The following is a 19,793-nucleotide window of genomic DNA, read 5'->3' on the forward strand; positions in this document are numbered from 1 at the left end:
TGTACTGATCAGTACAGTGAGCCGGACTGTACTATTCAGTACATGGAGGCGCAAGCGGCTTCGACCCCGCGCGGCCAGCGGACGCGCGACGCGATCGTCGACGCGGCGGCCGCGCTGATGTACGTCGACGGCGTCGCGGGCACGAGCGTCGACAAGGTGCTCGCGGCGAGCGGGGCCGGGAAATCGCAGATGTACCACTACTTCAAGAACAAGGAACAGCTGGTCGAGGCCGTCATCGACCGGTACCTCGAGCAGGTCCTCGGCAACCAGCCGGCGATCTTCGCGCTGTCCTCCTGGGCCGATCTGGAGACGTGGACCGAGCAGCTCCTGGACGTCCACCGCCGCGCGGGCGGCCCGATCGCGTGCCCGCTGGGCAACCTCGCCGGCGAAGTGGGCGACAACCCGAAGCTCGCACCACTGGTCGACCAGGCCTACCGGACGTGGGAGTCCCACCTGGAGCGTGGCCTGAAGACGTTGCAGGACAACGGCGAACTCGACCCCGACGCCGACCCGGCGCGGCTGGCCCAGGCGGCGATGACGTCCGTCCACGGTGGACTGCTGCTGGCCCACATCCGCCACGACCTCACGGCCCTCGAAGACGCGCTGGGCATCGCTCTGGCCTACCTGCGCGGCTTCAAGCGGTGAGCTGGGCGATCTCCGCGCGCAGCTCGTCGATCACCTTGGCCACGGCCGGGCGCTGCAGGGCGCCCGTGCGGCACACCGCCTCCACCCGCCGCGCCGCGCGGATGCCCGCCAGCGGCCGGCTCACCAGGCCGCTGCCCCGGCGCGTGTCGATCGTGTAGCGCGGGACCAGCGCGATCCCGTGGCCCGCCGCCACCAGGCGTTCGGTGATCCGGAAGTCGTTGATCCGCTGGACGACGACCGGCCGGACGCCGGTGCGGATGGTCAGCGAGCGCAGCACGTCGTCCACCGGGAAGCCGTGGTCGACGCCGATCCAGCGTTCGTCCGCGAGCTCGGCCAGCTCGACGCGCCGCTTCTTCGCCAGCCGGTGCCCGACCGGGAGCGCGACGTCGAGCGGCTCCCGCAGCAGCGGCACGACGTCCAGGCGGCCGACGTCGAACTCCGGCGCGTGCTCGTCGCGGTGCGCCACGACGACGTCGTAGTCCGCGACCAGGCCGGGCACCTCGGGCGGTGTCATGTCGACGTCGCGGACGTCGACCTCCAGGCCGTCGTAACCGGCGACGCGGGTCAGCAGGCCCGGCAGCAGCATCAGACCGGCCGACTGGAAGATCGCGACCCGCACCCGTCCGCGCGGCGCACTGCGGTAGGTGTCCAGTTCGGACTCCGCGCGCTCGAGCGCGGCCAGGACCTCGTCGGCCCGGGCGACCAGCGCGCGGCCGGCGTCGGTCAGCCGCAGCCCGCGGCCGGCCGGCTCGGTGAGCGGCAGGCCGACCTCGCTCTGCAGGGCCCGCAGCTGCTGCGAAACCGCGGACGGCGTGCAGTGCAGCGCCCGCGCGGCCGCCGTGACGCTCCCGCGGTCGGCGAACTCCCGCAGCGTGCGCAGGCGACCCAGATCCACGCCGTCAGCATATGTGAAGCACGACTACAAGGTCCCTGCAGATATTCTCGCTGGTCCTTCACGATCGACGTCGTCACAGTGGGGGTATGCCCGCTCGTGACCGCCTGCTCGCCGTGTTCGTCGCCGTCCTCTGGGGCCTGAACTTCCTCGCCATCCACGCCACGCTCGGCCAGTTCCCGCCGGTGTTCGCGGGCGCGCTGCGGTTCGCCGTGATCGCCGTGCCGACGATCCTGTTCGTGCCGTGGCCGAAGGTGAAGGTGCGGCACCTGCTCGGCTACGGCCTCGGCTTCGGCACCGGGCAGTTCGCGTTCCTGTTCATCGCGATGGACACCGGGATGCCGACCGGGCTCGCGTCGCTGGTGCTGCAGGCGTCGGCGCCGTTCACGGTGCTGCTCGGGGCCGTCTTCCTGCGCGAACGCGTCACGCCGCACCAGCTGGCCGGCATCGCGCTGGCCGTCGCCGGAATGGTCGCGATCGCGTGGCAGCAGGCCGGCCACGCCGCCCTGCTGCCCATGGTCCTGACCCTGCTGGCCGCGCTGAGCTGGGCGTTCGGCAACCTCAGCACGCGCAAGGCCGAGCCGGACAACCCGCTGCACTTCACCCTGTGGATGTCGGTGGTGCCGCCGCTGCCGATGTTCGCGCTTTCGCTGGTCATGGAGGGCCCGGCCGCGCAGTGGAAGTCGCTGACCACGCTCGGCACGTCGACCGGGCTGACCGCGCTCGCCGGGCTGAGCTACGTCGTGCTGATCGGGACGATCGTCGGGTCGGGCCTGTGGACGACGCTCATGCGGCGCAACCCGGCCGGTGTCGTCTCGCCGTTCTCGCTGCTCGTGCCGGTGGTCGGGCTGACGGCGTCGTTCCTGTTCCTGGGCGAGCGCCCGACCGGGCTGGAGATCGGCGCGGCCGTCGTCGTCATCGCCGGCGTGCTGCTCGGGTCGCTGCGGACCGCGCGCAAGCCCGACCCGGAGCTGCTGCCCGAAGAGATCCCGGTCTAGGACGCGGTCTCTTCCTGCTTCGGCTGCTGCTCTTCTTCTTCCTCGTGCTTGCGGCCGAGGCGCTTCTTCATCACGAAGAAGACGACGACGCCGAGCACGATGGCGGCGACCAGGCCGTACTTGGAGAAGTTGCCGAGCCACTCCTCGGCGACGACGCCGAGGTAGTAGACGAGCGCGGTCGTGCCGCCCGCCCAGATGATGCCGCCGGCCGCGTTCGCCAGCAGGAACTTCGGGTAGTGCATCTTGAGCGACCCGGCGAGCGGGCCGGCGAGGATGCGCAGGAACGCGATGAACCGGCCGAGGAAGACGGCCCACACCCCGCGTTTGTCGAAGATCCGTTCGGCGTTGGCGAGGTGCGTCGGCCCGAAATGCTTCGGGAATTTCCGGCCGGCCCAGGCGAACAGCCGTTGCCCACCGGTCTTTCCGATCAGGTAACCGATGCTGTCGCCGACGATGGCGCCGGCACTGGCCAGCACACCGATCCACAGTGGGCTGAGCGTGCTGTGCTGCGAGGCCAGCAAGGCCGCGCTGACCAGCACGATCTCCCCGGGCAGCGGGATGCCGAGGCTTTCGATCATGATCACGGCGCCGACGATGAGGTACACCGAAAGCGGCGGGATCGCCTCCAGCCATTGGTCGATGTGCACTGCCCGTACCCCCTACGTGGAGAATCTGCTTTTCGCAGGGTACCGGGGAAGGGGTGCGCCGGGCGGCCTACTCAGGTATCGCCCGGGGTACTCCTCAAGTCGGGTTCACTCGAGCGTGGCGAGTGCGGGGGCGACCGGGAAATCCCCGGAAACGACGTCGAAGCCGCGGTTTTCGGTGAGCGGCTCCCGCAGGACCCCGACGAGCACGGCGGCGACGTCCCGCCGGCTGATCCGTCCCGGCTCGAGGTGGCCCGCGGCCTTGACGCGGCCGGTGGCGGGCCCGTCGGTGAGCGTCCCGGGCCGGACGATGGTCCAGGTCAGCGCGGAGCGCGTCAGGACGCTGTCGGAGACCTGCTTGGCGAGCAGGATCGACCGCACGAGCCGGTCGCCCTGGTCGGGCGCGTCGGCGAACTGCGCGGAGAGCTGGACGTACCGCGGCACCCCGGCGGTCTCGGCGGCCCGGATGGCGGCGATCGAGCCGTCCCGGTCGACGAGGTTCACCGACTCGGGTTCGGGATCCGGCGCACCGATGGCGCTGATGACGACGTCGGAGTCCTTGAACACCTCGACGAGCTCGTCGAGGTCGGCCGTGACGTCGGCGACGACCGGCTCGGCTCTCTCGTCTCTCAGGACTTCGGCCCGGCGACGGCTCCGAAGCCCGGCCCGGACGGTATGACCTTGGGCGGCGAGCAGGCGGACCACGTGGATCCCGGTTCGTCCTGACGCCCCCAGCACGGTGACCTGCATGAGCCGATCGTCCCGCACCAGGCGCGAGTTCGCCGGTCCCGGAGTTGTCCACAGGTTTGCCCACAGGGGCGGTCCCCGTGTGGACAACTCCGGTCGTGCCATCCTCCAGAGGGTCGACATCGTCCGGGAGGCGCGCGTGAAGTACGTGGTCCTGATCTACGGCAACCCCGAGTCCCGTGCGGCGTGGGAGGGGATGAGCGACGAGCAGCGAGCCGCCGGGCTGGCCTACTACCAGCAGCTCAACGACGACCTCGATGCGTCCGGGGAGCGGATCGTCTCCGAACGGCTCGCCTACCCCGAACTGGCGAAACGGGTCAGCGGCGGCGCCCTGGCCACCGACGGACCGTTCGCCGAGGCCAAGGAGTTCCTCGCCGGGTTCTACCTGCTCGACTGCGAGAGCGAGGCACGCGCGCTCGAGATCGCCCTGCGGATCCCCGAAGCGGCGTTCGGGGCGGTCGAAGTGCGGCCGGTGATGGGGCTGCACGGGCCGGAGCTGTGACCGGGGTCGAAGGCCTGCTCCGCGAGCTGGCCCCGCAGGTCCTCGCGGCGCTGGTCCGGCGCTACGGCGGCTTCGACACCTGCGAAGACGCCGTCCAGGAGGCCCTGCTGGCGGCGTCGCTGCAGTGGCCGGCCGAGGGCGTCCCGGATCACCCGAAGGGCTGGCTGATCACGACGGCGTCCCGGCGTCGGATCGAGCAGTTCCGCAGCGAGACCGCCCGGCAGCGGCGGGAGGCGACCGTGGCGCTCGCCGAGCCGCCGGCCCCGGAGCCGGTCGCCGGGGTCGACGACACCCTGACCTTGCTCCTGCTCTGCTGCCACCCTTCGCTCACGCGACCGTCGCAGGTGGCGCTCACCCTGCGGGCCGTCGGCGGGCTGACGACGGCGGAGATCGCGCGCGCCTTCCTGGTCCCGGAGGCCACGATCGGCCAGCGGATCAGCCGGGCGAAGCAGAAGCTGCGCGGCGAGCGGCTCACCCGGGACGAGAGCCCGGAGCGGCTGGCCGCGGTGCTCCAGGTGCTGTACCTGATCTTCACCGAGGGCCACACGGCCAGCTCCGGCGGCGCGCTGAACCGCGTCGAGCTGACGACCGAGGCGATCCGCCTGGTCCGGCAGCTGCGCGCCGAGCTCCCGGGCGACGGCGAAGTCAGTGGGCTGCTGGCCCTGATGCTCCTCACCGAGGCACGCCGCCCGGCGCGGGTCACCGCGGGCGGCGCGCTGGTCCCGCTCGCCGACCAGGACCGGACCCGGTGGACCAAGCCGTTCATCGCGGAGGGGGTCGAGCTGATCACGAAGGCCCTGGCGACGACGCCGGTGGGCCCGTACCAGCTGCAGGCGGCGATCGCGGCGGTCCACGACGAAGCCCCGACGGCCGCCGAGACCGACTGGGCGGAGATCCTCACGCTGTACGACCTGCTGCGGGTCGTGGCCCCCGGCCCGATGGTGACGCTGAACCGGATCGTCGCGTTCGCGCAGGTGCACGGCCCCGAAGCCGGGCTGGCCGAGCTGGCCGCGACCGACGACCCGGCGCTGGCCGCCCACCACCGCGTCGACGCCGTGCGCGCGCACCTGCTGGAGCTGTCCGGCGACGCCGCCGGAGCCCGCGAGGCGTACCTGTCCGCCGCGCGGCGGACGTTGAGCCTGCCGGAGCAGGCCTACCTCCAGTCCCGGGCCGCGGCCCAAAAGCCGTGAAGGCCTCCTTGAGGGAGTCAAGGAGGCCTTCACGGGCTAGAGGATCTCGGCGGAGGTGCCGACGTCCGGCGGGCCCAGGTCGGGGTTGAGCGACCCGGTGAGCTCGATCAGCTCCGGCTCCACCTCGTGCGGCTGGATGCGCCCGTCGCGGATGTCCTCCGCGAAGTGGCACGCCACCCGGTGACCGCCGCCGATCTCGCGCAGCTGCGGGCGGTCCGTGTCGCACAGGCTCGCCTGCTTCCACGGGCACCGCGTGTGGAAGCGGCAGCCCGACGGCGGGTTCGCCGGCGAGGGCAGGTCACCCGCCAGCAGGATCTGCTCGCGGCTGTCCTCGACCTGCGGGTCCGGCACCGGGATCGCCGAAAGCAGCGCCCGCGTGTACGGGTGCAGCGGGTCCCGGTACAGCGAGTCCGCGTCGGTCTCCTCGACCAGCGCGCCCAGGTACATCACGCCGATGCGGTCGGAGATGTGGCGCACCACCGCGAGGTCGTGCGCGATCACCACGTACGTCAGGCCGAGCTGGTCCTGCAGGTCCTCCAGCAGGTTGACCACCTGGGCCTGCACCGAGACGTCCAGCGCGGACACCGGCTCATCGGCGACGATCAGGTCCGGCTCCACGGCCAGCGCCCGCGCGATGCCGATGCGCTGGCGCTGCCCGCCCGAGAACTCGTGCGGGTACTTCCGCAGCGACGTCTCCGGCAGGCCGACCGCGGCCAGCAGCTCCCGCAGCCGCCGCTGGGTGGCTTCCTTGTCCTTGTCGAGGCCGTGCGCGTGCATGCCCTCGAGCAGGATGGACTCGACCGACTGGCGCGGGTCCAAACTGGACATCGGGTCCTGGAAGATCATCTGCATCCGGCGCCGGGCCTTCCGCAGCTCCTCCCCCTTGAGGTGGGCGACGTCCGTGCCGTCGAAGACCACCTGGCCGGCCGTCGGCTCGTTGAGCCGCAGGATCGCCCGGCCGAGCGTCGACTTGCCGCACCCGGACTCGCCCACCAGGCCGTAGGTTTCGCCGCGGCGGATGGAGAGGTCGACGCCGTCGACCGCGAACACGTGCCCGACCGTCCGGTCGATCACGATGCCGCGCTTGATCGGGAAGTGCACCTTGAGGTCGCTGACCTCGAGCAGCACGTCACCAGCGGGACGGGTCATCGGGCTCCTCCTCCCGCCGCGACCGCCGGCCGCACGGGGTTGTGACAACGCAGCAGGGTGCCCCGGTCGGGCACCAGCTGCGGCTGGACCTCACGGCACACCGGCAGCGCGTTGGGGCAGCGCGGCGCGAACGCGCAGCCGCCCTCCCACGGGATGTTGTCGGCCACCGAGCCCCGGATGGGGACCAGCTTCTCGCCGCGGCCCGCGTCGAGCCGCGGGATCGACGCGAGCAGGCCGTGCGTGTACGGGTGCCGCGGCTCGGCGAAGAGCTGGTGCCGCTGCGCCCGCTCGACGATCTTGCCGCCGTAGAGCACGTTGACCTCGTCGCACAGCCCGGCGACCACGCCGAGGTCGTGCGTGATCATGATCAGCGCGGTGCCGGTGTCCTGCACCAGTTCCCGCAGCAGCGCCAGGATCTGCGCCTGGATGGTGACGTCCAGGGCGGTGGTCGGCTCGTCGGCGATGAGCAGCCGCGGCCGGCACGCCAGCGCGATCGCGATCAGCGCGCGCTGCCGCATCCCGCCGGAAAGCTGGTGCGGGTACTCGGAAAGCCGCCGCGACGGGTCGGGGATGCCGACCTTGTCCAGCAGGTCCGTCGCTTCGACGGACGCCGCCTTGCGCGACATGCCGCGGTGGCGCTCCAGCACCTCGGTGATCTGCAGCCCGATCGGGATGACCGGGTTCAGCGAGGACAGCGGGTCCTGGAACACCATGCCGAGGTCGCGGCCGCGGCGGTCGCGCATGTCCTTGTCGGACAGTTTGAGCAGGTCGGTGCCTTCGAAGCGCACCGAGCCGCTGACCTTGTTGCCGCGCTTGGCCAGCAACCGCATGATCGCCAGCGACGTCACGGACTTGCCGCAGCCGGACTCGCCGACCAGGCCGACGGTCTGGCCGGGTTCGACGTCGAAGCTGACCCCGTCCACCGCGGTGAAGGGGCGCTCGCCGCGTCGCTGGAACACGACCGAAAGGTCGCGGACTTCAAGGAGTGCCATGGGATCTCACCGCCTGTTCTTCGGGTCGAGGGCTTCGCGGAGGGACTCGCCGAGCAGCGTGAACCCGAGCGCGACGATGATGATCGCGATGGCCGGGTAGTACGCGAGCTCCGGGCGGATGTCGAGGAACTGGCGCGAGGCCTTGCCCAGCATCAGCCCCCACTCCGCCCGCGACGGGTCCGGGTCGCCCAGACCGAGGAACGACAGCGCCGCGGCCTCCAGGATCGACGTCGCCAGCGTCAGGGTCGCCTGCACGATGACCGGGCCGAGCGAGTTCGGCAGCATGTGCCGGAACACGATCGTCCCGCGCTTGACGCCCAGTGACGTCGCCGCCAGCACGTGGTCGGCGTCGCGCTGGACCAGCATGGAACCGCGCAGCAGCCGGGCGAAGATCGGCACGCCGACCATCGACACGGCGAGGATGACCGTCCACTGGCTCGGCTTCGCGAACAGTGCCGCGATGGAGATGGCCAGCAGCAGCGACGGGAACGACAGCATGACGTCGACCAGTCGCATGAGGACGGTGTCGACCCAGCCGCCGAAGGCGCCGGCGAGGCCGCCGATGATCACGCCGATGAGGACGCCGATCACCGTCGCGAGCACGCCGACGAGCAGGGTCTGCTGGGCGCCGACGATGAGCCGGGACAGGAAGTCGCGGCCGAAGTCGTCCACCCCGAGCGGGTAGCCCGGCATCGACCCGGGGATGATGCCCCGGCCCAGCTGGACCTGGTCCTGCAGCGCGCGGTCGAGCGGGTCCTTCGGGGCCAGCAGCGGCGCGAAGATGGCCAGCAGGAGGAACAGGCCGGTGATCACGCCACCGGTGATCGCGACCGGGCTGCGCAGCATCCGGCGGAGCGCTTCCCCGCCGAGGCTGCGCCCGCTCGCCGCGGCGAGCTTGTCGATCGGTTCCTTCTTCTTGTTCAGCAGAGTGTTCATCGCGCACGCACCCTCGGGTCGATGATCCCGTACGAGATGTCGACCAGCATGTTCACCAGCACGTACACCACGGCCCCGAACAGCAGGAGCGCCTGCAGCCGGGGGTAGTCACGCCGCTCGATCCCTTCGGCCAGCAGGAAACCCAGGCCGCGGAAGTTGAACACCCGCTCGGTCAGCACGGCGCCGCCGAGCAGCGCACCGGTCTGCAGGCCGATGGTGGTGACCACCGGCAGCAGGCCGTTGCGCAGGACGTGCCGGGTGCGCACCACCTGCTGCGTCAGGCCCTTCGAGTTGGCCGTGCGGATGAAGTCCTCGTTGAGGACGTCGAGCACCGACGCGCGGGTGATCCGGGTGATCACCGCGAGCGGGATGGTGGCGAGCGCGAACGCGGGGAGGATCAGGTGCTTGATCGCGTCCCAGACCGCGTCCCACTCGCTCGTCATGATGCCGTCGAGGATGGCGAAGTTCGTGATCGACGTGGCGTCGAGGCCCGCGGCCTGCCTGCCCTGGGACGGCAGGCCCAGCGGGGAGGCGAGCAGGTCCTGCATCATGTAGCCGAGGAAGAAGACCGGCACCGCGACGCCGACCAGGCTGAGCACGATGATGACGTTGTCGACCGGCCCGCCGCGGTACCGCGCGGAGAGGTACCCGGCCGGGATGCCGATGACGACCGCGATGATCATCGCGGAAAGACCGAGTTCGATGGTCGCCGGCAGGAACGTGGCGATCTCGCCCATCACGGGCTGGCTCGACACCAGGGAGTTGCCGAAGTTGCCGGTGAACGCCCGGCCGAGGAACCCGAAGTACTGGATGATGATCGGCTGGTCGAGGCCCAGCACGTGGTTGAGGTCGGCGATCTTCTCCGGCGTCGCCTTGTCGCCGAGCAGCGCGGCGGCCGGACCGCCGGGCAGGGACCGGAGCCAGGCGAAGATCAGGATGGACAGGATGAAGAGCGTCGGGATCGCTTGTAGCAACCGACGCACGAGGAAACGAAGCACTTGCAGTCCTTTGGTGCCAGCCCGGGAATCAGGCGCAGGGGGTGGGTGCGGTAGCACCCACCCCCTGTCCTGGGCCGAATTCCGGAATCAGCTCACGGTCACGGTGTTGAAGCGCTCGTCGGTGAGCGGGCTCGCCACCAGACCCTTCACCTTCGGGCCGACCACGATCGCCGGCGTCGGGTAAGCGATCGGGACCGCCGGGAGGAAGTCCATGATCTTCTTGTTCACGTCCTGGTACGCCTTGGCGTGCGCGTCGCCGGCCGGCGAGGCGTCCGCGGCGGCGAGGGCCGAGAACAGCTCCGGGTTGTTGAAGCCGAACTCCTTCTTCTCACGGCCGAAGAACGTGCCGACGAAGTTGCCGGCGTCGTTGTAGTCACCGGTCCAGCCGAGCAGGTGCAGGTCCTGCTTGCCGAACTTCTGGACGTCGTCCTTGTAGCCACCGTTCCACGGCTCGGCGTGGGCCTCGATCTTGATGCCGATGTTCTTGAGGTCCTCGGAGATCGCGGTGAAGGTGTCCGCCGGGTTCGGCATGTACGGCCGGGTGACCTCGGTCGGGTAGTAGAACTTCAGCGTCAGGTTCGACGCGCCGGCCTGGGAAAGCAGCTGCTTCGCCTTGTCCGGGTCGTACGGGTACTTGGTGACGTCGTCGGTGTAGCCGGAGATGACCTTCGGCACGAACTCGGTCGCGACCTCGGACCCCTCGGCCAGCTTGGACTTCACGAACTGCTCGCGGTTGATGCCGTAGGCCAGCGCCTGGCGGACCCGCGGGTCCTTCAGCTTCTCCGCGGCCGGGCCGGACTGGTTGATGCCCAGGTACAGCACGTTGAACGACGGGCGGATGAGCACCTGCTCGCCGTCGTTGCGCAGCAGGCCGTAGTCCGCCGGGTTCGGGTAGTCGTAGCCGTTGATGTCGCCGGCCTTGAGGGCCTGCTTGCGGGCGTTCTCGTCCGGGATGACCTTGAAGATCAGCTTGTCGAGCTTCGCCGGCGTCGGGCTGGTGTCGTTCTTGACGAGGGTGATCTCACCCTTGCCCTGGTCCCAGCTCTCGAACTTGAACGGGCCGGTGCCGACCGGGAACTTGTTCGCGTACTCGCTGTAGGTGAACGAGTCGCCGCTCTGGGTGACCTGGTCCGCGTTGTGCTTCTTCATCGCGTCCGGGCTCTGGATCGCGAAGGACGGCAGCGTGAACGCCGCCGGGAACGCGCCCTTGGCCTTGTTCAGGTTGAGGACCGCGTGCGTCGGGTCCTGCGCCTGGCAGTTCTTGTAGACCGGCTCGCCCGCCGCGTCGCCTTCGTTCTTGGCGAAGCCCTCGAAGACGTCGCCGTAGTAGATCATCTGGCTCTGGGCGGCGGCGCCCTTCATGTTGTACCAGCGGTCGAAGTTGTAGCAGACCGCCGTGGCGTCCATCGGGGTGCCGTCGGAGAACTTCACGCCGGACTTCAGGGTGAACGTCCAGGTCTTGCCGTCGTTGCTCGAGTCCCACTTCTCGGCGAGGGAGGGCTCGAGGTCGGCGGTGCCCGGCTTGTTCTGGATCAGCGTGTCGTAGATCTGCCGCGTGATCCGGAAGGTCTCGCCCTCGTCGTTGAACGCGGGGTCGAACATCTTCGGGTTGCCGGCCGCACCGAAGATCATCGTGCCTCCGGAACCACCCCCGGCGCCCTCATCACGCTTGGATTCCGCACAAGCGGACAGCGAAACCGCGAGCGCGCCGGCGAGCCCGATCAGGGCCACGCGGCGTGTTCGGGTCAGCCGCAATTGCTGCATCTGGCACCCCTTGGGAGACGTTCGGGTTTCAAAGTCACCGTCCGGTCGGTCAGGAACTCGACGGACGATCGGTGTGCCCGCCGACACTAGCGGGAAGTCGGCCCGGGCTTAAGTACGTGAGGTTACGATCGCGCTACGTGGGCGTCGATTTGACCGCAATGTGTCCGTAAATCACGACAGACTGTGACCATTTGTGGCCGACCGCTCCGCCCGGTGCCGGATCACTAACTCAGATGGCGGTACCAACGTTCGCCCGACCGTGGTGGACCGGGCCGTGGAGCTTGATCGATCCGGAGCCGTCCGTTCACGCACGGTGACCGTTCGACCCCCTACGAAAGTCGGGTCCCGGCGGCCCCGGGGGTGCCGTCGACGGCGAACCAGCCGCGCTCGAACCGCTGCCATCGCTCCAGTTCGTCCCGTGCGTCCACTCCGTCCCGCGCGACGGCCCTGGCCAGCCGGTCCGCCGCCGAGCCCCCGGAGAGCCAGCAGAGGTGCGAAAGCAGGGGCCTTGCCGAAGTGCGCCCGCTGGAGACGCCCTCGAGGACCAGGACGTCCGGAACCGGCACCCGGACGAGCTCGCCGGGGCGCGGTTGCCCACCGGTCCAGTCCATCCGCCGGTAAGCGCCTGCCACGCCGTTCGCGAGCGGCCGCAGGACGCCGTCGGCCAGCCGGGGCCACCACGCGACCGGGTCGTCCCAGGTCGCGAAGGCGTCGGTGCTCACCGATCCGGTGTGGTGGCCGCGGGCGCGCAGTTCGCCGACGACCCGGGCGGCCAGTGTGGACTTGCCCGAACCGGACGGTCCGTCGATGGCCAGCACGCGCACCCCGCCGAGCCGGGCGGGTGCGGCCAGCAGGGCGTCGACCACCCGGTCACTTGGAGACGCGGTGCACCTCGGGAAGCCCCTTGACGTCGTCCGGCGCCGGCGCCTCCAGCGCGGCGATCCGGTGCTCCAGCTCGCGCTTGGTTTCCTCGAGCTCGCAGCGCAGCAGCGCGGTCTCCTCGACCGTCGTGCGCACTTCTTCCTCCAGGCGCCCGACTTCGGTGGACAGGTGCAGCGAGACCAGCGCCAGCACGAAACCGGCCAGGAGGAAGACGAAGTTCGACGGCGTCTGCACGCCCGTGTGCTTGGCCAGGAACTCGGCCGCCTGCGGCAGCACCGCGAGGACGACGACACCGACCGCGACGACCAGCCACACGCCCGCGTACTTCTCGCGCAGCTTCCGGCGTCTCATCATCTCCACGACGACGAAGAGCACGACACAGGCGACGACGATGCTGAGAATGCGCCAACCGGCCATTTCCGCTTCCCCTTACGCCGAGTCCGACGAGCCGACCGCGGGACGGCGGCGCACCAGCGCCAGCAGCAGCGCCAGCCCCGCCCGGCTCAGGTAGACGGCCGACTTCACCGGCGAGTGGCTGGGCGTGCCGCCCGCCCGCTCCCGCATGACGACCGGGATCTCCTTGATGGTCAGCTTGGCCCGGATGGCCAGCACCAGGGACTCCACGGTGTCCCCGAGGTACTCCGCCGGGTAGTAGCCGGCGAACAGCCGGATCGCGCGCGGGCCCATCGCCTTGAACCCCGACGTGACGTCGGTGAGGCGGGTCTTCGCGAGCCGGGAGAACACCAGTGCCAGCACGACCATCGCGTACTTGCGCGGCCCGCTCGCCTTGTACGTGCCCTTGCCGGCGAACCGGGAGCCGATCACGATGTCCGCGTCTTCGAGGCCGCGCAGCAGCGCGTCGAGCTCGCCGGGGTCGTGCTGGCCGTCCGCGTCCACCTGCACGACGACGTCGTACCCGCGGGCCGCGGCGTACCGGAAGCCGGTGCGCATCGCCCCGCCGACGCCCAGGTTCACCGCGAGCCGGGCCACCCCGGCACCGGCCGCGCGGGCGAGCTTCGCGGTGTCGTCGACCGAGCCGTCGTCGACCACCAGCAGGTCGCTCTCCGGCAGGGCCAGCTTCACCTGTTCGACGACCGAAGCGACGCTCTCGGACTCGTTCCACGCGGGCATCACGATGAGCACGCGGTGGCTGGTCACAGCGGTGCTGGTCACGGAATCACCCTAGCCCTTCACTGCCCGCCACGGGCCGCTGACGCGGGGGCCGCACCGGCCGCGACCACGCCCTGCTGGCCCTCGATCTCGTACACGGTGGCGCCGGCGTTGTGGAACACGACCTTGAAGCCGGGGTTGCCGTCGATGTTCTTCAGGCCCGGCCCGTTGAAGCTCGTGGGCTGGACCCGGCCCTTGCCGAGGAAGAGGTACCGCACCTTGAGGTCGGTGAGCAGCTTGCGCACGTGCGGGTACCGGTCGATGTCGTCGAGGTAGCGGCTGAGGAAGCCGGCCGGGGTGTCGGCTTCGGCGCCGTAGAAGGTCCACTCGACCGGCTGGACGCCGCTGAGCGCGTACATCCAGACCGAGCCGTCGGCCTTGCCGTTCATGACGTGCTCGCCCGGCGCGACGTGCGCGGCGAGCCAGTCGAAAGCGCTGCGTTCGTCGTTGCCGACCGTCGGGCCGTCGTTGTAGCTGTACTGCAACCGAGCGGCGTTGCGGCCGACGTACCCGCCGCCGCTCAGGCCGGCCACCACGACCGCGAGCACCACCAGGCCGGCCGAGGTGAGCACCGCCGGGCGGACCTTCGGCAGCCAGGCGCCGGCCTTGCCCGCGAACCAGCGGGACGTGGTGTCGGCGAACTCCCCGAACGCGACCGCACCGGACAGCGGGATCAGCGCGCCGATCCGCCAGTGGTCGTTGTAGAAGATGCCGGTGAGCGCGTGGACCAGGGGTGTCTCCAGCGAGACGGTGGCCGCGAACAGGGTGCCGAACACGACGTAGGCGGCGACCATCCACAGCATCCGCCGGTGCCGCACCAGCATGAAGACGCCGATGATGGCGGGCAGGCCGATCCACCACTGCGGGAAGTCGGCCATCGGCGAGAACGTCAGCGCCTCGCCGATGCCCCCGGAGACGGTCGCTTCGGACCCCCAGATCGCACCGGTCACGCCACCCGCGTTGTACAGCGAAGGCAAGGCGAGCGGCAGGCCGCAGACCACGGCGAGCGCGAGCGTGGCCCCGAGCGAGGGCGCGGACCGGCGCCAGTCGATCCGCTCCGCTTTGACGAGCACGGCGGCCAGGATCAGCAGGAAGTAGACGACGACCACGAACGCGACGCTGGTGTGCAGCCCGATCAGCCCGGCGACGCCGACGCCGATGGCGGCCGGGCCGGCGAGCCCGCGCGGCTCGAGCAGCAGGCGGCCCAGCGCGAGCATCGCCGGGATCAGCGCGACGCCGGCGGCGTAGGGCCACAGCGGCCCGCGCCACATCGCGTCGTACGGGAAGTTCGTGAACGACACCGAAACCGCCGCGGCCGCGGCGACCGCGATCGTCGGCATCCGCCACACGTGGCACATCGCGGCGACGCCGACCGGCACGCACAGGATCACCGTGAGCGCGGCCATGTTCAGCGTCGGCATCATCGCCAGGCCGGCCTTGTCGAAGACCAGCGCGAGCAGGGCGTGGTAGGTGTCCGGGTAGAAGTAGTCCGTCTGGTTCGGGAGGTTCGCGATCGTGCCGACGGTCGACGGCCGGGCGTCGCCGTGCTCGGCGATCCAGCGCACCAGGTTGGCGTGGAACGGCGCGTCCCAGTCCTGCTGGACGCGGTCGAGTCCGTGGGCCCCGCGCAGGAACGTGACGACGCCGACGAGGCTGCCGGCCAGCACGCCGGCGCCGATCAGCAGGTGACCGCGCAGCGACCGGGGCGGAACGGCCGCCGCAGCGTCCTTTTCGGCCCAGTCCGGGTGTCTCCGGACGGTGAACCGCTTGACGAGCAAGGAGAGGGCGAATCCCGCGGCGGACAGCACGAGTGTCCACAGTGCTACGTCGAGGATCGTCCAGCGGATGCCGAGGTCGCCGAGCACGGGCACACCGAGGCTGACGACGCCGAACGTGAGCAGCGGCGCGGCCGCGGCGAGCAGCCAGCCGCGCAGCCTGATCGCCGCCCCGAAAACGAGGCCCGGCACCCAGAAAGCGAGCACGACCAGAAGTACGTTCATGGTTCCCGATTCCTGTCCCGCGGTCCGGCCGCGGTCACCTTACTGAGACGCCGCGGCGGGCTTTGCGTTGCCCGGACGACGCAGGACGAAGATCACCACGACGACGAGACCCAGCGTCGGACCGCCGGCCAGGCCGGCCACCGCCCTGAGGATCGGGTCGCCCGGCACGAGCAGCAACGTCGCCGCCGTGGCGATCGCGACCACGGCCCAGGTGACGAGCACCTTGTTCGCCTCTTTCCTGGCCACGAGCACGGCCGTCATCAGCTGCAGCGCGGTGAGCAGCACCGCGCCCCACACCATCCAAGCCACCCACCAGCCCCGGGCGACGAAGTCCGCGCCGTAGAGCAGCGAGACCAGCCAGGGCCCGATCAGCCAGCCGACGAGCGCGCCGACCGCGCCGACGACGAGCGTGCCGAGCGCGCCGGCCGCGAGCAGCTTCCGCAGCCGGTGCCCGCCTTCCTCGGTACCCGAAAGCCGCACGACCGTCGGCACGGCGAGCGCCTGCAGCGGCGAAAGCAGCAGCAGCGGCACCCGCGACACGGTGAGCGTCGCGAAGAGGACGCCGACGTCGGCGGCGGACCCGCCGGGGGCGAGCAGGCTCACCATCGCCGGGTAGCCGGTGATGACGCTGGCGGTCAGGCCGGCGCCGGCCATGAGCACGAGGATCCGGGCCGTCACGGTGCCCCAGCCGTCGCCGTCGGCGTGCGGGTCGACCAGCCCGGAAACCGGGCGGACGAACAACAACCAGGCGAACGAGCCGGTGGCCGCGGCGATCGCGAACGACGTCAGGCCGGTGAGCCCCGCGGCCGCGATCCCGAGCAGCACGACCACGCGGACCGCGGCTTCGGCCACGACCAGCCCCGAATACGGCTTGATCCGCTGCTGCCCGACGAGCAGGCCGCGGGCGGCGAACTGGCAGGCGAACGAGACGGCTCCGCACAGCACGATCACGCCGAGCGCGGCGTTCCCGGCGTAGAGCCGGTCCGAGAGCACCGGCACGACGAGCGTCACCGCGGCGACGACGGCGACGGTCACCGCGCCGACGGTGAGCGCGCGCAGCGCGGGCTTGCCGGCCCGGCCGCCCTCGAGCGCGGCCACCGCGGACTGGCGGGACAGCTCCTGCTCCAGCGGCGAAAGGGCGCTGCCGAGGCCCATCAGGATGCCCCAGAAGGACAGGTAGACCTTGCTGTTCACCGGCCCGAGCCAGCGCGTCGCGACCAGCGTGAGGACGTAGCCGAGCGCGATCGCGACCAGCAGCGAAACGCCGATCTTCCCGGCCGAGCGCCCGGTTTCCCTCGCCAGGCCGCGGCCGGCCGTCTCGTCGGTCACCGGGGAACTCATCGTCCCCGCCGCCGGCGGGCCCGCAGCGCCAGGACGAGCCCGCGGACGGCACCGGCGCCGAACGCGGTGCCGAACACCGGGGCGAGCTTCGCGACGGCCTTGGCTTCCGCGTTCGTCGCGCCGAAGCGGGTCACGGCCGCGCCGGCCGCGGCGGACCCGGCGGCCGCGAGCACCACCGCCGTCTTCGGGCGCCGCAGCGCCAGGCCCAGGCCGAACACGCCGACGCCGAACGCGGCGAACAGGCCGGTGCGGGCCGGGCCCGGCGAACCGAGGTAGGAGTCCACGAAGGTCGTCCCGCGGAAGTAGGCCTGGGCGGCGAACTTCCGGAAGCTGTCACGCCCGTGGTAGGTCGCGGAAAACTCCGGCGCCAGGAAGATGCGGTGGCGTTCGGCGATCCAGCGCAGGACACCGGTGTCGTCACTCGCGAAACGCACATCGTCGAACAACGAAACGAAAGCGTCGGAAGCGGACTCGAGAACGGCACGCGGTGCGGAAAAGAATCCGGTGCCCTTCGGAAACAGGTCGAACTGCTCGATACCGAACGACATCAGGCGCGGATCCGCGCAGTAGCGGCGCCACGGAATCTTCACCAGACCGGCCAGGAAACCGGCATACGGGTTGTTCTCCGATGCGACGTTCACGTGGCCGTTCCACACTGTTCGCCCGGGGTGGCCGACCAGCTGGTCGCGCAGGAAGGTCAGGGAGCCGGAGTCGACGACCACGCGGCTGTCGAGCAGCAGGACCTGCTGCCCGGACGCTTTGGCCAGCCCCGCCCGGCGGGCTTCGAACCGGCCCGAATTGGCCTGGCTGATGACGGTGATGCCGTGGTGTTCGCGCAGCTCGTCGAGCCGCACCGGGGTCGCGTCCGTGCTGCCGTCGTCCACGACGACGACCTCGATCGGCCAGTTCGCCGCTTCGGCCGAGGCGAGCAGCGCGCCGACACTGCGTTCGATCCAGTCCTGCTCGTTGTGGACCGGGATCACCACGCTGAGCGAAGGGAGGAGCGGGTTCGCACTCACGGTGCCGAGGCTACCCGGCAGCCCGGGTGGGGGGTCGGCCAGTATCCTTGCGCCACCGATTCCGACCAGAAATGGGCTTTCACGGTGATTTCCTTCATTCTCGGCACCACCGCGGAACTGATCAAGATCGCGCCGGTCTGGCACGGGATCGCCGAACGCGGGATGCGCCCGAAGATCTGGTTCACCGCCCAGCACGTCGACGAGGTGGCCGATGTCCTCGCCGACCTGAAGCTGCCGGAACCGGACGTCTGGCTGGTACCGGAGGAGACGGCGCGCAACCTCGAGTCGCCGGCGCAGGTGCCGGGCTGGGCCGCGCAGGTGCTGCGCACCGCGTGGAGCCGCCGCCGCGAACTGCGCGCGAAGCTCGCCGAAGACGGCCGTCCCCCGCTGGTGCTGGTGCACGGCGACACGTTCACCACGCCGTACGGCGCGCTGATCGGGAAGCGGATCCTCAAGTCCCGCGTCGGGCACGTCGAAGCGGGCGCGCGGTCGGGCAGCATCCTCTCGCCGCTGCCGGAGGAGCTGAACCGCAAGATCGCGGCGAAGATCGTCGACATCCACTTCGCGCCGAGCGCGCGTGAGGTGCACAACCTCCGCAACGCCCGCGGAGTGGTCGTCGACACCGAAGCGAACACGGCCATCGACGCGATGCGCCTGGCCGTCAACCAGCCGCTCGACGTGCCGGACCTGCCGGAGAAGTTCGGCCTCGCCACGCTGCACCGCTTCGAACTGGTCTCGCGTGCGGACAAGTACCGCGAGGCGCTGGAGATCCTGCGCGAGCGGAGCCGCGAGATGCCGGTCCTGTACATGGCCGGGGCGCCGGAGCGCGAGCGGATCCGCGCGATGGGGATCGAAAACCTCTTCGACGACCGGTTCATCGTGCAGCCGAAGATGCGGTACCTGAAGTTCCTCCCGCTGGTCGCGCGCGCGGAGTACGTCGTCACCGATTCGGGTGGCCTTTCGGCGGAGTGCTACTACCTCGGCCTGCCCTGCGCGGTGCACCGCGAGCGCACCGAGACGCCGCAGCACCTCGGCGAAACGGTGGTGCTGACGGAAATGCGCGGCGACAAGCTGCGGAACTTCCTCGACACCTACCGGAACCGGCGGGGTGAGTCCTGGATGGACAAGTACCACCCGTCGGAGATCGTCGTGAACACCCTGGCGCAGCTCGGCTACTGCTGACGTCCCCGTCCGGGTGATCCCGGTCGCCGCCGCCGCGGGGATCGGGCAGCTTTTCCGCCATGATCCACATCGGACTCGCGGCGGTCCTGCTGGTGACCCCGCCGGTCGACCAGCCCTCCGTCCGGGCGGCCGCCCTGGACGCGGGCTACCAGGACGCGTACGTCGCCACCGCGGGCCCGATCGCCCGCGCGATCCACGCGGCGTACGACATCCCGGCGTCGGTCACGGTCGCGCAGTCGATCCTGGAGTCGAACTGGGGCCGCAGCCAGCTGTCGGCGAACGAGCTCAACTACTTCGGCTTCAAGTGCGTGACCCCGACGAGCCCGGGCCCGATCGCGGTGCGGTGCGCGCGCTACCCGACGACGGAGTGCGTGCCGGCACCCTGCCACCCGGTGGACGCGTTCTTCCGGTCGTACGCCTCGATCGAGGACTCGTTCCGCGACTACGGCCGCCTGCTGACGACCTCGTCGAACTACGCGGCGGCGCTGCCGGTGCGTTCGGACCCGGACGCGTTCATCCGGGTGGTGGCGCGCAAGTACGCCACCGACCCGGAGTACGCGGACAAGGTCATCCGGCTGATGGACCGCTACGACCTCCGCCGGTTCGACGCCTAGATGTTCTGTCCGGGGAGGTTGCGATCGTGGCGACACGTGACCGGATGATCTTGGCATAAGGGAGGGCCTCCGGGTTCGGTGTGGATTGCGACGTCTACACCGATCAACGGAGGCCCTCGTGACCCACG

At 70.6% G+C, this 19,793-nt stretch carries 20 protein-coding genes; 6 read left to right on the forward strand and 14 right to left on the reverse strand.

Annotated elements, in window-relative coordinates:
* Positions 1–42: 42 nt before the first annotated feature.
* Positions 43–645 carry a TetR/AcrR family transcriptional regulator gene (locus ACYVLJ_RS05840; protein ID WP_460437977.1) on the forward strand — a complete coding sequence of 201 codons (603 nt, stop codon included), beginning with the start codon at positions 43–45 and terminating at the stop codon, positions 643–645.
* Here ACYVLJ_RS05840 and ACYVLJ_RS05845 read toward each other — a convergent pair.
* Positions 635–1,540: a LysR family transcriptional regulator gene (locus ACYVLJ_RS05845; protein ID WP_460437978.1), complete on the reverse strand. Its 906-nt coding sequence runs from the start codon at positions 1,538–1,540 to the stop codon at positions 635–637. The genes ACYVLJ_RS05840 and ACYVLJ_RS05845 overlap by 11 nt on opposite strands.
* Positions 1,541–1,626: 86 nt before the next feature.
* On the opposite strand from ACYVLJ_RS05845, the gene ACYVLJ_RS05850 reads away from it, so the two are divergent.
* Positions 1,627–2,535, forward strand: a complete 909-nt coding sequence (locus tag ACYVLJ_RS05850; protein ID WP_451969436.1) for an EamA family transporter — start codon at positions 1,627–1,629, stop codon at positions 2,533–2,535.
* On the opposite strand, the gene ACYVLJ_RS05855 is transcribed toward ACYVLJ_RS05850, so the two are convergent.
* A complete protein-coding gene (locus ACYVLJ_RS05855) occupies positions 2,532–3,182 on the reverse strand; it encodes a DedA family protein (RefSeq protein ID WP_451969437.1) in 651 nt (216 codons plus the stop codon). The two genes, ACYVLJ_RS05850 and ACYVLJ_RS05855, sit on opposite strands and share 4 nt — an antisense overlap.
* 105 nt (positions 3,183–3,287) lie before the next feature.
* Entirely contained in the window at positions 3,288–3,929 is a 642-nt protein-coding gene (locus ACYVLJ_RS05860; RefSeq protein WP_460437979.1) for an SDR family oxidoreductase, read from the reverse strand.
* Between the two features lie 136 nt (positions 3,930–4,065).
* Here ACYVLJ_RS05860 and ACYVLJ_RS05865 point away from each other — a divergent pair, with 136 nt between their 5' ends.
* The gene (locus ACYVLJ_RS05865) at positions 4,066–4,428 is read left to right on the forward strand and encodes a YciI family protein (RefSeq protein ID WP_460437980.1); all 363 of its coding nucleotides are present in this window, start codon (positions 4,066–4,068) and stop codon (positions 4,426–4,428) included.
* A complete protein-coding gene (locus ACYVLJ_RS05870) occupies positions 4,425–5,618 on the forward strand; it encodes an RNA polymerase sigma factor (protein WP_460437981.1) in 1,194 nt (397 codons plus the stop codon). Before ACYVLJ_RS05865 ends, ACYVLJ_RS05870 begins: the two co-directional genes overlap by 4 nt.
* Before the next feature lie 36 nt (positions 5,619–5,654).
* Here ACYVLJ_RS05870 and ACYVLJ_RS05875 read toward each other — a convergent pair whose 3' ends face one another.
* From ACYVLJ_RS05875 to ACYVLJ_RS05925, 11 genes are all read right to left on the reverse strand, one after another.
* Entirely contained in the window at positions 5,655–6,767 is a 1,113-nt protein-coding gene (locus tag ACYVLJ_RS05875) for an ABC transporter ATP-binding protein (RefSeq protein ID WP_451969441.1), read from the reverse strand.
* Positions 6,764–7,759 carry an ABC transporter ATP-binding protein gene (locus tag ACYVLJ_RS05880; RefSeq protein WP_451969443.1) on the reverse strand — a complete coding sequence of 332 codons (996 nt, stop codon included), beginning with the start codon at positions 7,757–7,759 and terminating at the stop codon, positions 6,764–6,766. Before ACYVLJ_RS05880 ends, ACYVLJ_RS05875 begins: the two co-directional genes overlap by 4 nt.
* 6 nt (positions 7,760–7,765) lie before the next feature.
* Positions 7,766–8,695, reverse strand: a complete 930-nt coding sequence (locus ACYVLJ_RS05885) for an ABC transporter permease (protein ID WP_451969444.1) — start codon at positions 8,693–8,695, stop codon at positions 7,766–7,768.
* Positions 8,692–9,693, reverse strand: a complete 1,002-nt coding sequence (locus tag ACYVLJ_RS05890) for an ABC transporter permease (protein WP_460437982.1) — start codon at positions 9,691–9,693, stop codon at positions 8,692–8,694. Before ACYVLJ_RS05890 ends, ACYVLJ_RS05885 begins: the two co-directional genes overlap by 4 nt.
* Before the next feature lie 87 nt (positions 9,694–9,780).
* On the reverse strand, positions 9,781–11,457 hold the full coding sequence (locus ACYVLJ_RS05895) for an ABC transporter substrate-binding protein (RefSeq protein ID WP_451969447.1): 1,677 nt from the start codon (positions 11,455–11,457) through the stop codon (positions 9,781–9,783).
* A gap of 329 nt (positions 11,458–11,786) precedes the next feature.
* On the reverse strand, positions 11,787–12,323 hold the full coding sequence (locus tag ACYVLJ_RS05900; protein ID WP_460437983.1) for a uridine kinase family protein: 537 nt from the start codon (positions 12,321–12,323) through the stop codon (positions 11,787–11,789).
* 4 nt (positions 12,324–12,327) lie between these two features.
* Positions 12,328–12,756 (reverse strand): DUF2304 domain-containing protein, encoded by a 429-nt coding sequence (locus ACYVLJ_RS05905; protein WP_451969450.1) that lies wholly within the window; start codon positions 12,754–12,756, stop codon positions 12,328–12,330.
* Positions 12,757–12,768: 12 nt separating this feature from the next.
* Positions 12,769–13,470 carry a glycosyltransferase family 2 protein gene (locus tag ACYVLJ_RS05910; protein WP_451969893.1) on the reverse strand — a complete coding sequence of 234 codons (702 nt, stop codon included), beginning with the start codon at positions 13,468–13,470 and terminating at the stop codon, positions 12,769–12,771.
* A gap of 59 nt (positions 13,471–13,529) precedes the next feature.
* Positions 13,530–15,509: a DUF6541 family protein gene (locus ACYVLJ_RS05915; RefSeq protein ID WP_460437984.1), complete on the reverse strand. Its 1,980-nt coding sequence runs from the start codon at positions 15,507–15,509 to the stop codon at positions 13,530–13,532.
* A 39-nt stretch (positions 15,510–15,548) separates the two neighbouring features.
* Positions 15,549–16,838 (reverse strand): polysaccharide biosynthesis protein, encoded by a 1,290-nt coding sequence (locus ACYVLJ_RS05920; RefSeq protein ID WP_460437985.1) that lies wholly within the window; start codon positions 16,836–16,838, stop codon positions 15,549–15,551.
* An 8-nt stretch (positions 16,839–16,846) separates the two neighbouring features.
* Positions 16,847–17,869, reverse strand: a complete 1,023-nt coding sequence (locus tag ACYVLJ_RS05925) for a glycosyltransferase family 2 protein (protein ID WP_451969455.1) — start codon at positions 17,867–17,869, stop codon at positions 16,847–16,849.
* Positions 17,870–17,953: 84 nt separating this feature from the next.
* On the opposite strand from ACYVLJ_RS05925, the gene ACYVLJ_RS05930 reads away from it, so the two are divergent.
* A complete protein-coding gene (locus ACYVLJ_RS05930) occupies positions 17,954–19,051 on the forward strand; it encodes a UDP-N-acetylglucosamine 2-epimerase (protein WP_451969457.1) in 1,098 nt (365 codons plus the stop codon).
* A gap of 59 nt (positions 19,052–19,110) precedes the next feature.
* Positions 19,111–19,665, forward strand: a complete 555-nt coding sequence (locus tag ACYVLJ_RS05935) for a glucosaminidase domain-containing protein (RefSeq protein WP_460437986.1) — start codon at positions 19,111–19,113, stop codon at positions 19,663–19,665.
* Positions 19,666–19,793 lie beyond the last annotated feature (128 nt).

The organism is Amycolatopsis stemonae (assembly GCF_054781455.1).

What these genes read in the sequence shown, in the direction of transcription:
- ACYVLJ_RS05860 (WP_460437979.1), bottom strand. Translation starts at nt 3,929, where the DNA reads ATGCAGGTCACCGTGCTGGGGGCGTCAGGACGAACCGGGATCCACGTG.
- ACYVLJ_RS05910 (WP_451969893.1), bottom strand. Translation starts at nt 13,470, where the DNA reads ATGCCCGCGTGGAACGAGTCCGAGAGCGTCGCTTCGGTCGTCGAACAG.
- ACYVLJ_RS05875 (WP_451969441.1), bottom strand. Translation starts at nt 6,767, where the DNA reads ATGACCCGTCCCGCTGGTGACGTGCTGCTCGAGGTCAGCGACCTCAAG.
- ACYVLJ_RS05905 (WP_451969450.1), bottom strand. Translation starts at nt 12,756, where the DNA reads ATGGCCGGTTGGCGCATTCTCAGCATCGTCGTCGCCTGTGTCGTGCTC.
- ACYVLJ_RS05840 (WP_460437977.1), top strand. Translation starts at nt 43, where the DNA reads ATGGAGGCGCAAGCGGCTTCGACCCCGCGCGGCCAGCGGACGCGCGAC.
- ACYVLJ_RS05895 (WP_451969447.1), bottom strand. Translation starts at nt 11,457, where the DNA reads ATGCAGCAATTGCGGCTGACCCGAACACGCCGCGTGGCCCTGATCGGG.
- ACYVLJ_RS05885 (WP_451969444.1), bottom strand. Translation starts at nt 8,695, where the DNA reads ATGAACACTCTGCTGAACAAGAAGAAGGAACCGATCGACAAGCTCGCC.
- ACYVLJ_RS05850 (WP_451969436.1), top strand. Translation starts at nt 1,627, where the DNA reads ATGCCCGCTCGTGACCGCCTGCTCGCCGTGTTCGTCGCCGTCCTCTGG.
- ACYVLJ_RS05915 (WP_460437984.1), bottom strand. Translation starts at nt 15,509, where the DNA reads ATGAACGTACTTCTGGTCGTGCTCGCTTTCTGGGTGCCGGGCCTCGTT.
- ACYVLJ_RS05935 (WP_460437986.1), top strand. Translation starts at nt 19,111, where the DNA reads ATGATCCACATCGGACTCGCGGCGGTCCTGCTGGTGACCCCGCCGGTC.
- ACYVLJ_RS05880 (WP_451969443.1), bottom strand. Translation starts at nt 7,759, where the DNA reads ATGGCACTCCTTGAAGTCCGCGACCTTTCGGTCGTGTTCCAGCGACGC.